At 34.0% G+C, this 14,403-nt stretch carries 8 protein-coding genes and 2 tRNA genes; 4 read left to right on the top strand and 6 right to left on the bottom strand.

Going from position 1 to position 14,403, the window contains the following annotated elements; all coding sequences use genetic code 11:
* Positions 1–14: 14 nt before the first annotated feature.
* The 3 genes from DMB68_RS12885 to sppA all read right to left on the bottom strand — a co-directional run bounded on the left by DMB68_RS12885 (position 15) and on the right by sppA (position 5,523).
* Entirely contained in the window at positions 15–2,645 is a 2,631-nt protein-coding gene (locus tag DMB68_RS12885) for an AsmA-like C-terminal region-containing protein (protein WP_110347058.1), read from the bottom strand.
* A 165-nt stretch (positions 2,646–2,810) separates the two neighbouring features.
* On the bottom strand, positions 2,811–3,758 hold the full coding sequence (locus DMB68_RS12890; protein WP_110347059.1) for an alpha/beta hydrolase family protein: 948 nt from the start codon (positions 3,756–3,758) through the stop codon (positions 2,811–2,813).
* A 7-nt stretch (positions 3,759–3,765) separates the two neighbouring features.
* Positions 3,766–5,523, bottom strand: a complete 1,758-nt coding sequence (sppA, locus tag DMB68_RS12895; RefSeq protein WP_110347098.1) for a signal peptide peptidase SppA — start codon at positions 5,521–5,523, stop codon at positions 3,766–3,768.
* A 136-nt stretch (positions 5,524–5,659) separates the two neighbouring features.
* Between sppA and folK the strand changes: the two genes are divergently transcribed.
* On the top strand, positions 5,660–6,793 hold the full coding sequence (folK, locus tag DMB68_RS12900) for a 2-amino-4-hydroxy-6-hydroxymethyldihydropteridine diphosphokinase (RefSeq protein ID WP_110347060.1): 1,134 nt from the start codon (positions 5,660–5,662) through the stop codon (positions 6,791–6,793).
* A 59-nt stretch (positions 6,794–6,852) separates the two neighbouring features.
* Here the strand turns inward: folK and DMB68_RS12905 are convergent, their stop codons facing one another.
* The 3 genes from DMB68_RS12905 to DMB68_RS12915 all read right to left on the bottom strand — a co-directional run bounded on the left by DMB68_RS12905 (position 6,853) and on the right by DMB68_RS12915 (position 11,026).
* On the bottom strand, positions 6,853–9,879 hold the full coding sequence (locus tag DMB68_RS12905) for an Ig-like domain-containing protein (protein WP_231131650.1): 3,027 nt from the start codon (positions 9,877–9,879) through the stop codon (positions 6,853–6,855).
* 104 nt (positions 9,880–9,983) lie between these two features.
* Positions 9,984–10,520 carry an RNA methyltransferase gene (locus DMB68_RS12910; RefSeq protein WP_110347061.1) on the bottom strand — a complete coding sequence of 179 codons (537 nt, stop codon included), beginning with the start codon at positions 10,518–10,520 and terminating at the stop codon, positions 9,984–9,986.
* A 74-nt stretch (positions 10,521–10,594) separates the two neighbouring features.
* Entirely contained in the window at positions 10,595–11,026 is a 432-nt protein-coding gene (locus DMB68_RS12915; RefSeq protein ID WP_110347062.1) for a DUF1573 domain-containing protein, read from the bottom strand.
* A gap of 160 nt (positions 11,027–11,186) precedes the next feature.
* Here DMB68_RS12915 and mutS point away from each other — a divergent pair, with 160 nt between their 5' ends.
* From mutS to DMB68_RS12930, 3 genes are all read left to right on the top strand, one after another.
* Complete coding sequence (gene mutS, locus DMB68_RS12920; protein WP_165830133.1) at positions 11,187–13,793, top strand: DNA mismatch repair protein MutS; 2,607 nt, start codon at positions 11,187–11,189, stop codon at positions 13,791–13,793.
* Positions 13,794–13,939: 146 nt separating this feature from the next.
* Positions 13,940–14,012: transfer RNA gene (locus DMB68_RS12925), tRNA-Gly, on the top strand.
* Positions 14,013–14,099: 87 nt separating this feature from the next.
* Positions 14,100–14,185: transfer RNA gene (locus DMB68_RS12930), tRNA-Leu, on the top strand.
* The last annotated feature ends 218 nt before the right edge of the window (positions 14,186–14,403 follow it).

The raw sequence follows: 14,403 nt of genomic DNA on the forward strand, positions 1-14,403 counted from the left end.
CTTTTTTGTTTTAATTATTTTTTCTTCTTAAACAAGCCATTCAATAAATCGCTTGCTTTCGCTTTGACTTCTTCATTCGTTTTTGCCTTATTTTCAGTAGCAGTTTTTGTGGTGTCTTTTGATTTGGTGTTCTTGTTAAGTAAATCGGAAAGAGCGGCTGTACCCTTTTGGGTTAGTTTCTCCTTTTGTTGACTTACTACCTGACTGGTAAGATTATTAATCGCTGTTTTAGTATCTAAAGCTACTTTAGGGTTTGAAAAGTTACCTGTTATCATACCTGAAATCGGAATATTCTCCAATTTAGCCGCATCAGCCGGAGATAATTTAGAAAGGAAAGCATTTGCTTCTTTACCTAAATATTTTGCCGGAACATCTAATTTTATATTATAATTCATATTCTGGTCAAAACCATGTGTTCCGTCAATGGTTGCCTTGATATCCTGATATTTTATATCAAAAGGTTTTACTTTTACTTTACCGTCTTCAAAAGCTAAAGCCATTTTCAGGTCGTTCAAATTCAGTTTATTTACATCAATAAAATTTATTTTTGAACTTAAGGAATTCAACAAAGTCGAATTTTTTGCATTTACAGTTGTAGAAAGCAGTTGTCCTAATAAATCTCCTGAAAGTGATTTTAAATCCGGTGTTAATTCTTTTGCATCGAGATTTCCGTTTAATTTGATAGTTGAATTCAATTTACCATTAATAATTCCTGCAATTGGTGCAATTTTTTTCATCATATCCAATTGCGTAAAAGTTTGTGCAATATCGACCTGATTGAACCCTAAATTCATATCGAAAGTAGGAACTTTTGCTTTTGTAGAAACCGTTCCGGTCAATCCGATAGATCCTCCAAAAATGGATGTTTTGAAATTTTCTAAAGTTGCTTTTTCATCCTTGATAATTAATTTTCCGGAAACGGCAGTCAGTTTTAAATTATCATATAAAACTGTATTTGCTTTTGCATTTAAAGTACAATTTAAGAAAGCCGGAATTTTCATTGCCTCTGCAGGTTTTGCAGCTGTTTTTGTTTCAGTCTTTGCTTCACCGCCTGCAGTAGTATTTTTTGCAGGTTCTCCTGAAGTCATAAAATCATCAACAGCCAACTGGTTTGAACTCATATTGAAGTTTCCTTTCAGTTCTTGTTTTTTAAACATAAAACCATAGAAATTCTCCAAAACTCCGTTAATGGCAATATCACTTTTTCCGGTAGTGGCATTAAACTGTTTTAAGTTAATTCTACTCGGGTTAAATTCAACCAAAGCAGTGCTGATGTTCATGGATTTATTATTTTCATCCGTATATTTGAATCCGGATAAACTCATCGTTCCCGCATTTTTGATGTTTTCGTATTGGCTTTTCTCTACAGAAGCCATATCAAAGTTCGTAGTTACATCAGCTTTTAAAATACCCGCTAAAGGTTTATCTAGTTTGATTGGATAGGCTTTTGAAAGATTTGCTAGATTGATCGTGCCTTTTAAAGCAGCATCAACAATCGGATTTACAGTTATGTTTTTTACATTCGCTTTAGCGCTAAAAACATCCTGATCGATTCTAAAAGAAAGTTTGTCCAGATTTACATAAGTATCGTTTAAAATACCGGTTTCATTGATGATTTTTGTATCAATCACGATATTCTGAACTGATTTTGGCAAATTCGGATATTGAAATGAAGCATTATTTGATGCAATTGCAATATTGAATTTCGGAACAGTAGTTTCTGTTAATTCACCTTTAGCAAAACCAACAATAGTAAAGTCTCCGGTTGTTTTTACGCCATTCAGACTTGATGCATAAGCTGAAGGAATTAACCCTAAGAAGTTTGTAAACGATGAGGTCGGAGTCTTAAATTTCAAATCATAAATCTGTGCTTTTTCAGCCATCTGAATAAATCCGTCAAACTCCAAAGGCAATTGATTTATTAAAGCTTTGTTTTCCTTAAACGTGTATTTGCTTTTCTCTAAATCAATTCCTAAAACAGCATCCAGAGTTAGTTTTACATTTTTAAGGTAATTCATTTTATCCATATCCAACGAAACATTGGCTGTGGTTTTTGTATTTAAATCCAGCTTAGAATTCGTAAAATCACCGGTTCCTTCATGATTCAGGCTGTCTATTACCATCTTGATTTTTGAACCCTGATCGATATATCTGAAAGTGAAATTCTCAATTTTATAATTCTGGATTTTTAAAGAAAGCGGATCACTTTTTTTATCTTCTTTTTCGGTTTCTTTTTTATCTTTTAAAGCAATGTCAAAATTTCCAACACCGTCTTTGTTGAAAATAATATTTATCAAACCGTTTTGAGAGCTGATCCCTTCAATGTTCAAAGGTTCTTCTTTTCCTTTAAAGAGTTCCTTGATACTCATTTTTAAATTCAGTTCATCAAGCGAAACCAAAGTGTCTCCTTCAAACGGAGCTTTGTTGATAATGACCAGTTTTTCAATCGAAACATTGGCGTTTGGAAAATTTTTAAACAAACTTAAATCGGCTTCGGCAAAACTAACTTTTGCATCAACATTCTCGTTGATTGCATCGGCAATTTTTGCTTTTATCTGATCTTTAAATAAATAAGGAATTGCGAACAAAGCCGCAACAAACACTACCAATACAATAGCAGTTATTTTTAAAATTTTCTTTAGCATATTAATTTGATTTGAGGGTTTAACATAATCAACTCATACAAAAATAGTTTTTTTGTTTCAGTCTTCAGATTTAATTATATTTAAAAACAGCAAGAATCGTTCCTGATTTAAATAAAAAATCCGTTTGAGTTTATTATTCAAACGGATTGATTTTAATTTTTATTGTTACTTCTGAATAAAGGAAACTATTTTAGAAATCAGCGTTTCAGAAACAGGAAGGTTTTCATTATTGTAGCTTTCTAAATTTGCCTGTTGGTCGCCTTCAATAACTTTCAGGATATGATTCATTTTATCAATGATTAACAATTCTGAATTTGTATTTGCTTTGGATAAATTTTCTGCGTCCTGAACGGTTACTTGTAAATCGTTGTTTCCCTGCAAAATTAAGATTGGAACTGTAAGTTTCTTTATTTCTGTCTGCGGATTGTATTTGAACCAGGAAATTAAATAGGGCTGAACGCTTGGTCTGAAAAGAGAATTAAGCATCGGGTCAACATTCTTTACTGTTTTACCGTTTTTTAAACTGTCAATAATAGGAAAAGTCATGTCTTCAATCTGTTTCATTCCTTTTGCAGAAATCTGAGATTTTAAGATTTTATCTGCCGCATCTCCCGCACCGGCAACAGAAACAAATTTGTCTGCTTTTGCACCGGCAATCATTCCAATTAAGGATCCTTCGCTGTGACCAATTACAATTACTTTAGAGAAACGTTTGTCCTGTTTTAGTAAATTAATCCAGCTTTTGGCATCCTCGGTATAATTTTCAAAAACCAATTCTCCTTCTGATATTGCGGCTGGCTTGCTCTCGCCAACCCCTCTTTTATCATAGCGTAATGATGCAATTCCGTTTTTTGCCAAAGCTTCGGCAAGCATTTTTAAGGAATTGTTTTTCATCATCGGATTATTTCCGTTTCGGTCTGTTGGTCCTGAACCTGCAATAATTAAGGCAACAGGGCATTTTTTGGATACATCCGGAATTGTCAGCGTACCATATAATTGATCGGTATTTATCTTTAAAATAACTGGAGATTCCTTAAATAGAATATCTTTTTTATCCTGAGCATTGACAAAACTCAGAATAAAAACGGTTAAAAGCAGGATTATTTTATTCATTCTGAAATTATTTGATGTTGATACTATATGGCATTATCGCCTGAGCTCCTTTTAACTTTTGAAGCCTTTTAATGTGCTCAATAAGCAAATAATTTTCTTCGCCAATTTTTTCTTTTATGAATGCTTCTTTTGACTGAGCGAAAGGAAGACCTGATAAAAGATCATTAAAATTCTTCTCGTATTCAGGATAATTTTGTGTACTGTATGATTTTATTTTGGCTATTTTGGCTGCTTCAGCTATAGCGTCATTCAAACCTCCAATTTTATCTACTAAACCAATTTTTAAAGCTTCAGATCCTGACCATACTCTTCCCTGACCAATCGCATCCACTTGTGCAAAAGTCATTTTTCGGCCTTCGGCTACATGTGTTACAAAAGTGTTGTAAATATGCTCTACACTTTCTAATGTAAAAGCTTTAAATTTTTCGTCAACAGGAACAAACGGACTGTAATTAGCTGCGTTTTCGTGTGTTTTTACCTGTTCTGAATTTATTCCTAATTTATTTGCCAATGGACTGAAATTTGGCAAAACACCAAAAACCCCTATTGAGCCGGTAATTGTATTTTTTTCGGCAAAAATCTTATTGGCATTACAGGCAATATAATAACCACCGGATGCTGCATAATTTCCCATAGAAACTACTACAGGTTTTATTTTTTTGGTAATCTCGATTTCTCTCCAGATTAAATCAGAAGTCAATGCGCTTCCTCCAGGACTGTCTATTCTTAATACAATAGCTTTTACATCTTCATTTTTTCTGGCTTCCTGTAAAGAACGTCGCATAGAACCTTCGCCAATTTGATTAACATCTCCTTCACCACTTCCAATTTCGCCCTGAGCATAAATAATAGCAATTTCATCAGTGGCAGTATTAGTAAGAGCGGTAGTGATATGGTTTTGGGTGTAATCTGAAATCGAAATTTTGTTATAATCATCATCACCGGTTACTTTTAAAGCTTTTTTGATAGCATTGTGATACACATCTTCATAGGCTACTATGTCAATCAGATGCTGTGTCTTTGCCATCTCGGGTGTTCTGGCTAATAAACCGTCTGCAACTTCGTTTAATTTGGAAACAGGAATACTTCTGCTTTTTGAAATGTCAGTTACAACAGTAGACCAAATCGAATTTAAAAGTGCTGTTATTTGTTCTCTGTTGGCATCGCTCATTTTATTTTCAAGGAAAGGCTCAACGGCGCTTTTGTATTTTCCATGACGAATTACTTCCATATGAATACCTGATTTTTCCTGAAAATCTTTAAAAAACATCACCTCAGAAGAAAGTCCTTTGAAGTCTAAATCTCCGACAGGGTTAAGATAAATCTTATTCGCAACCGAGTTTAAATAATATTCTTTTTGTGAATAGGTATTAGCATAAGCCCAGACAAATTTTCCTGATTTTTTGAAGCTTTCCAGCGCATTTCTTAAATCCTTATATTGTGCCAATCCAAAAGAAGATTCGTCATTTAATATCGAGATTCCTTTAATTTTGTCATCTGTTTTTGCAGCTTCAATTGCATTGATTACGTCAGATAGTCCAATTTCTTTTTTGTCAGAAAAAATCGTCACAAGAGGATCTTTGTATTTTCCGGCATAATCATTTTGAATATCTTTTAAATCCAATTCGATAACCGAATCTGCTTTGACAGAAACACTGTCGTCTCCTCCAAAAATAGCTCCGATAAGAATTACCCCGAAGAAGAATAACATTATAAAAACAAAAATGCCAATTACAGTGGCAACTACATTTCCTAGAAATTTCATAAGTATATTTTTTAAATAAGTATCTAAAACAGGGGCTTTGTTACAAATTTTGGCAAACAAATTCAAATTCATTTCAAAGCCCGCATTACAAATATATTGTTAATTCTAAAATAGTTTTAGTTAATTTGCATTAATTATGAAATCACAGCATCAGGTCGTTTTATCTATAGGCAGTAATCAGGGAAACCGGTTGGAGAATATCGAAAGTTGTATTAATTTGATACATCAGGAAGTTGGAACAGTAATTCAGGTTTCAAAATTGTATGAGACACCAGCCTGGGGATTCGAAAGTGATGCTTTTTATAATTGTGCTTTGCTTTTACACAGTTATTCTTCGGCACAAAAAATACTAAATCAGGTTCTGAAGGTTGAAAAACAATTAGGCCGTATTCGTACTCATCACCAAGGTTATCAATCCCGGATTATTGATATTGATCTGATTGTTTTTGATGACCAGATAATTGAAACAGAAAAGTTACGGATTCCGCATCCTCTAATGCAAAACCGAAAATTTGTTTTATTGCCGATGCAGGATTTACAATTGGACTGGAAACATCCCATTTTTCAGAAAACAGTTTCCGAATTAATTACCATAACACCAGATGACAGTGTTTGCAAAGTGGTTCAGGACTTGAAAAATCCATTGGCACAAATTCCGTTAGAGCAATTTAATTATATTGCTTTTGAAGGAAATATTGGGGCGGGAAAAACGACTTTGGTACAAAAAATTGCTGAAGATTTTAATGCAAAAACCGTTTTGGAACGCTTTGCCGATAATCCGTTTTTACCAAAATTTTATAAAGATCAGAACCGATATGCTTTTCCGTTAGAAATGTCTTTTCTGGCAGACCGCTACCAGCAATTATCAGATGACCTGGCTCAGTTTGACTTGTTTAAAGATTTTGTGATTGCCGATTATCACATTTTTAAGTCTTTGATTTTTGCTAAAATCACGTTGGCCGAAGATGAATATCGGCTGTACCGAAATTTGTTTGATATCATTTATAGAGAAATGCCAAAGCCGGATTTATATGTTTATTTATATCAGAATACAGACAGACTGCTTCAGAACATTAAAAAGCGCGGACGAAATTACGAGCAAAACATTCAGGCAGATTATTTAGATAAAATTAATAACGGTTATTTAGAATATATTAAATCCCAAACTGATCTCAATGTTTTGATAATTGATGTTTCAAATCGTGACTTTGTTAAGAATCACGAAGATTACCTTTTTATTTTAAATGAAATTCAGAGGGTAATTAGATAATTCATAGAATTCTGAAAAAAATATCTAATTTTCTAATTTCCACATTGTCTAATTAAAATTTACCTTTTCAAAGTAAAATGCCCTGTAAACACTGGTGTTGAATCATTAATTTTTAAAACATACCAATAGTCGGAAGAAGGAAGCGGAATATTGTTAAAAGTACCATTCCAACTCATTTTTGAACCGCTAAGTTGCGCTAATAATTTTCCGTATCGATCAAAAATAGTGACTTGTGCTTCCGGATAATTTTCCATTCCTGTTACTTCCCAAAATTCATTATGAGTATCATTGTTAGGAGTAAAAAAAGAAGGAAAAACTAATACAATAAAGGTTTGGGTAACTTCATTAACGTCACACAGGTTATCTTTTGCTTTTACATAGGCAGTCTGTAAACCACCGGGTACATCATAAAAAGTATTTGAAGTTTGATAATTTACTCCGTCAACAGAGTATTCAAAATAATCAGTTGCATTGATCAGGTTAATAGTAATGGTTGTGTTTTTTACATCAATGTTTTTAATGATTGGCTTTTTATACTCAATGACAGTTATAATTTTTGTACTGGTGCAATTTTCAGGATTCGGACTGGTTACATCAACTGTATACGTACCTTTTATGTTAACTTCTATCGTTTGGGTTGTTTCTCCTGTTGACCATTTATATGTCATTCCGCTTAATTTGGCATCTAACATAACGGTTTGGTTTTCACATAAAACAACTTCTTCATCAGTAACTACGGGAGGAGTATATACAATTATATTTGCCGGGGTACGATTTGAATTGATACATCCGCTATCTGAAGACTCTGCATAATAAGTTGTATTTGCAGAAACGCTTGGTGTAGGAAAATTGTTTCCGGTATAAACACTTGATCCGCCTGCCGGATCTGTAAACCAATTGATAATTCCAATATTTGATGTTGCCTGTAAAGTGACAGTTCCTGTTCCGCATCTGTAAACATCCGAAACCACAGTTGGAGCATCCGGAGTTTTATTGACAGTAGCAACCACTGCTTTTCGGTTTACTTCACAGCCTGCATCTGCATAATAAGTTGTTGTATTGCTTATTATTGGGGTTGTATAAGTGTTTCCGGTTTCCAGTAACTTACCTCCAACCTGAGCGTCATACCATCTTATTGTTCCGGCATTTGAAGCAGCGTATAAAGTTAAAGGTCCTGAATCACAAATTGGTCTTGGAGTAGTAATTGTAGCTTCCGGAATCGTAATCTGGGTACTGGCGGCAATTTCTAAAGGATATTCGCCCGGCATTCCCCCGTATTCAACAATGTATCCTTTTGGCTCATAATTATCCCCCGGATTCAATGACCCTGTGTTTGATAAATCATTCCAGGAACCCGCAATTCCAATACCAGGGGCTGTAATATGTGCGTAATCTTCATCGCCGGCTTGATTGGGTTCGGTATTGTTCCAAAAGGCAAAGTTAGGAGTGGTTCCGTTAGAAAGGCCATTCCAAAAAATGGTTCCGGTTCCATTATTTGCAAGCCCTTCGGGTCCTGTAACCCATTTCCAGACGTTTTCTGTTTCAGCATCGCTTCCGCCAATCCAGCCGGCTCCCGAGGCTTGTTCACCTGATAGTTTTGCTTCATCAGCAGCTGAAATAGTTGCCAGATATCCCTTCAGGCCATAATAAGTGCTGCTTTCTGCTGCTGTTTTTGCCTGTGTCCAGGTAATTCCAATACTTGGCTTAAACAAATAATAGTGTCCTGTAGAAGGAAGATAATTAGCTTGTCCGATTGTTATGGAAAAGGTTCTGGTTCCTGAGGCAACAGCAGATGAGTTTTTAAATTGTACATCTTTTATAGCAGCTTCAAAATCTGAGTATAAAATATCAAGACCAGCAGAGCTGTATAATTTTAATTTTCCCGATACTGGATCCCAGCTTGTAGTAATATTCGGATGTAATGCGGTATTGGAAAGCGTTAATTGATCAAAGCCATTAGAGTAACCAGAAGAGATTTGAATATAAATTGCTTCTGTCCCTGTTTGGGCAGGATCATGATTGATATCAATTTTAGTAACAATATTTATGTTGGTTTGCGGGCAATATAATTGATCGCCATTTGCTACTATACTAGGCGGAATAGTACAGTCTGTTGAATATGTGGCACCAGTATCTTTGTGTGTAGACCAATTCGAATTAGAGTATTCTGCATTGTCTACCAGGATACAGCTGAGATTTGAATTATGATCAACATATACATGCAGAAGTTTAGTATTTTGTCCGTTTTTTAGATTCAAATTTGTGAGTAAATTTTCAAAGCAATACAACCAAATCAAATTTACATTTTTAGAAATATCCAGTGTTGTTAATTTATTAGTACTACAGTCTAACAGAGTCAGAAGCGGATTTTTAGAAGTATCTAAGTTATTTAATTCATTATATGCACAATCTAAATCAGTTAAATTAATGTTTTTAGAAACATCCAAATTTGTTAATTTATTATATGAGCAATTTAATTTTACTAAATTGATGTTTTTAGAAACATCCAAAGTACTTAAGCCATTATTTTCAAGGTCTAATTCTATTAAAGCTGTGTTTTCAGAAATGTCTATATTGGTTAATTTATTATGTGAAATATTCAAATTTTCTAAACTTGTGTTTTGAGAAACTAAGTTGTTTAATTCATTAAATGAACAATCTAAATCAGTTAAATGAATGTTTTTAGAAACATCCAAACTGGTTAATTTATTATGTGAGGAATTTAATTTTACTAAATTAACGTTTTGAGAAACATTCAAATTACTTATGAGATTATGTGAAATATTTAAATCTATTAAAGCTGTTAATTTTGAAATATCTAAATTTAAAAGATAATTTCCACGACAATCCAAATTTTGTAAAGAGACAAAATCTTCTATACCTGTGAAATCTCCGATACCATAACCTGTTATGGTTAAGTGGGTTAGATTATTAATGCTTGATGTTAATACTTTACCATCAATTAACCCACTATCAATTCCCCAATCCATTAGGGCTGCTTCAAATTTTGGATCAGGTATTAATGTGTATTGGGCTGAACAAACAAAACCTGATAAAAATAGAAATAGCAAAAACGTTTTTTTCATAGCAATTAATTTGTAAACTCTTTTGGTAAAAGTAGTTAAGAGAGTTGTAAAATAAATGCCTGGAAATAACTTATCTTGTTAAAAAGTGATAATTTTTATGAATGTCACAAATTTAAGTTGATTTTTTTAAATAAATCCCAAACAACTATTCCCGCACTAACCGAAATGTTTAAAGAATGTTTAGTTCCTAATTGCGGAATTTCAATACAGCCATCACAAATTGCTACAGCTTCCTGAGCAACACCATATACTTCATTACCAAATATTAAAGCATATTTCTGGCTTTTCTCTACTTTAAAATCCTGAAGAAAAATGGCACTTTCTACTTGCTCAATGGCAAGTGTAAGAACATTTTCTTTTTTTAAATTTTCAATAACTTCAAGCACATTTTCATGATGTTCCCAAGTAACAGTTTCCGTAGCGCCAAGAGCAGTTTTATGAATTTCTTTATTTGGCGGAGTAGCTGTGATACCGCATAAAATTATTTTTTCAATTAAAAAAGCATCAGCAGTTCTAAATACGGACCCTATGTTATGTAGGCTTCGAATATCATCTAATACTAAAATCAGCGGTGTTTTTTCTGATTTTTTGAAATCATCAATTGATTTTCTGTCTAGTTCGCTATTTTCAAGTTTTCTCATTTGGGTTGAATTCAGGTCATAAAAAAAGCTTCCAAAGATAAGGAAGCTTTTTCGATTATTTTATTGTTTTCAGATTAGCTTTTTGCTGCATCTGGTAAAACAGTACCTTTAATAGTTAATGTTTTTGTTGGTTGTCCTTCAGCATTAGAAGTGACTGTTACCGTTTTTGTAAAAGCACCAACTCTGTCAGTAGCATATTTTACACCAATAACACCTTTAGCTCCAGGAGCAATTGGTTCTTTTGGTGTTGTTGGTACAGTACAGCCACAAGATCCGGTAGCATTAGTAATAATTAATGGCTTTGTTCCGTTGTTTACAAAAACAAACTGACGGTTACCATCGGCATTGTGAGCGATAGTTCCGTAATCAATAGTTTCGTTTTCAAAAACCATTCCGGCACCCTGAACTTTAGCAGCTTTAGCTGTAGCAGCTTTCTTAGTACTTTGAGCATTAGAAGCTGTAATTCCAACTACAGCTAACATAGCGAATAAAATTATTTTTTTCATCTTTAAAGTGTCTTTGTTTTTAATGATGAAACAAATCTATGTAAAATTCTGATATCTGTGCTTAAAAATTTCTTAAAATATTTTAATTTTTGAAGCCTTCTATATTCCTTCAAAAAATCATAAATTCGCTGTCTTAATTTTTATTTAAAAATACAATAATTTGGCAGCGAAAGAGAAAGTGGTGAAAGAGACACCTTTGATGAAACAGTACAACGAAATCAAGAGAAAATATCCTGATGCATGTTTGCTTTTCAGAGTAGGAGATTTTTACGAAACATTTGGAGAAGACGCTATCAGGGCTTCTAAAATTCTCGGAATAACATTAACGAAAAGAGGCGCGGGTTCTGAAACAGAAACTGCTTTGGCAGGTTTTCCTCATCATTCTATTAATACGTATTTGCCAAAATTGGTTAAAGCCGGGCTTCGTGTTGCTATCTGTGATCAGCTGGAAGATCCTAAAATGACCAAAACGATTGTGAAACGTGGTGTTACGGAATTGGTAACGCCAGGAGTTTCTTTAAATGATGAGGTTTTACAATCTAAATCAAACAACTTTTTAGCATCAGTTTATTTTGCTAACAAAAATATCGGAGTTTCCTTTTTGGATGTTTCGACAGGAGAATTCCTGACTGCTCAGGGAAATGCGGAATACATCGATAAATTATTGCAGAATTTTAATCCGAGTGAAGTTCTGGTTCCTAAAAACAATAAAGGTGATTTTAAAGCCGCTTTTGGCGATGATTTTCATAGCTTTTATCTGGAAGACTGGATTTACAAAGAAGATTATGCGCTAGAAACTTTGACAAAACATTTTCAAACCGTTTCCTTAAAAGGTTTTGGGGTTGAAGAGCTAAAGGAAGGGATTATTGCTTCTGGGGCAATTTTATATTATTTGTCCGAAACACAACACAATCGCGTACAGCACATAACGGCAATTCAGCGTATTGCGGAAGACGCTTATGTCTGGATGGATCGTTTTACGATTAGAAACTTAGAATTATATCACAGTTACAATCCAAATGCAGTTACGCTTTTAGATGTAATTGACAGAACGCTTTCGCCAATGGGCGGGCGTCTATTAAAACGCTGGCTGGCATTGCCTTTAAAAGACAGTAACAAAATAAAAGGACGTCATGATGTGGTTTCGTATTTGAAATCCAATCCTGAAATTCTTCACAATATTCAATATCAAATCAAACAAATTTCAGATTTAGAGCGTTTGATTTCTAAAATTGCTGCCGGAAAGGTTTCGCCTCGCGAAATTGTGTATTTGAAAGAATCTCTCGATGCTATTATTCCAATTAAGACCCTTGCACTCGAAAGTCCGCAGGAAGCAGTAAAAATTATCGGAGATAGTCTGCATGCTTGCGATTTGTTAAGAGAGAAAATCAAAACAACTCTAAATCAGGATGCGCCCGTTGCGATTGCAAAAGGAAATGCTATTGCAAAAGGAATTAGTGAAGAATTAGATGAGTTGCGTGCTATCTCAACTTCTGGAAAAGAATATTTAGAAGGAATTGAAAGAAGGGAGTCGGAGAGAACCGGAATTTCTTCTTTAAAGATTTCCTTTAATAATGTTTTTGGATATTATATCGAAGTTCGAAATACGCATAAAGATAAAGTGCCGGAAGAGTGGATTCGTAAACAAACTTTGGTTAATGCTGAGCGTTATATTACAGAAGAGTTAAAGGAATACGAAACTAAAATTTTAGGAGCTGAAGAAAGAATCCATAAAATTGAAACAGATCTTTTTGAGCAATTAGTGGCCTGGATTGCAACCTATATCAAACCCGTTCAGATGAATGCCTATTTAGTGGCACAGTTAGACTGTTTGTGTTCTTTTACACAACTGGCTGTTGAGAATAAATATGTCTGTCCGGAAATTGACGATACATTTGAATTGGATATAAAAAATGGAAGACATCCGGTAATTGAAAAACAATTGCCTGTAGGAACTCCCTATATAGCCAATGATGTTTTCCTAGACAGAGAATCCCAACAGATTATTATGATTACAGGGCCTAATATGTCGGGTAAGTCGGCTATTTTAAGACAAACGGCTTTAATTGTACTTTTAGCTCAAATGGGAAGTTTTGTTCCGGCCGACAGTGTAAGAATGGGAATTGTAGATAAAATTTTTACCAGAGTAGGGGCTTCAGATAATATTTCGATGGGAGAATCGACATTTATGGTTGAAATGAATGAAACGGCTTCAATTTTGAATAATATTTCAGAGAGAAGTTTGGTTTTATTAGATGAAATCGGGCGTGGGACAAGTACGTACGACGGAATCTCAATTGCCTGGGCTATTGCTGAATTTTTGCATGAACATCCTGGAAGAGCAAAAACATTATTTGCAACGCATTATCATGAATTAAATGAAATGACAGAATCGTTGCCGAGAATTCAGAATTATAATGTGGCGGTAAAAGAATTAAAAGATACTGTACTTTTTATTAGAAAGTTGGTAAAAGGAGGAAGTGCCCATAGTTTTGGTATTCATGTTGCGAAAATGGCAGGAATGCCTCAAATTGTAATTCTGAAAGCGCAAAAGCTTTTAAAAAAATTAGAGAAGAATCATTCAAGTGATGCGTTAAACGGAATCAAATCGGCAAATGATGAAATGCAGATGAGTTTCTTTAATCTGGATGATCCTTTATTGGAAGAAATAAAAGAAGAAATCACGAGCCTTGACATAAATGCTATAACGCCAGTTGAAGCACTGATGAAACTTAACGAAATTAAAAGGATGCTGGTTAAGAAATAAATTTTCAGATTTAAAGTTTAGGTTATCAGAAAGTTATAAAATAAGTATGATTTTTTTTTTAAAAAGGCTTGTTTAATTGAATAAATGTCCTAAATTTGCACTCGCAATACGGAACAAGTGTTGAAGTTCTTATTAAAATTTGAAACGCGAAAATAGCTCAGTTGGTAGAGCGCGACCTTGCCAAGGTCGAGGTCGCGGGTTCGAGCCCCGTTTTTCGCTCAAAACCATATGATGCTCGGATGGTGTTGTGTTTAATTAATTTTTTTAAAAAATTAGCTAAAAAAAAAACATTTAAAAAGTATAATTGCTCGGATGGTGAAATTGGTAGACACGCTGGACTTAAAATCCAGTGAACAGCAATGTTCGTGCGGGTTCAAGTCCCGCTCTGAGTACTAAAGCCTCTTCTTTTTGAAGGGGCTTTTTTTATGGTGTAAACTCAGTTTAAAAATAAATTTGCGAAGCAAATTTAAAGAATCTAAGAATCTAAGAATCTAAGAATCTAAGAATCTAAGAATCTAAGAATCTAAGAATCTAAGAATCTAAGAATCTAAGAATCTAAGAATCTAAGAATCTAAGAATCTAAGAATCTAAGAATCTAAGAATCTAAGAA

Source organism: Flavobacterium hydrophilum (assembly GCF_003202405.1).
Lineage (GTDB): Bacteria > Bacteroidota > Bacteroidia > Flavobacteriales > Flavobacteriaceae > Flavobacterium > Flavobacterium hydrophilum.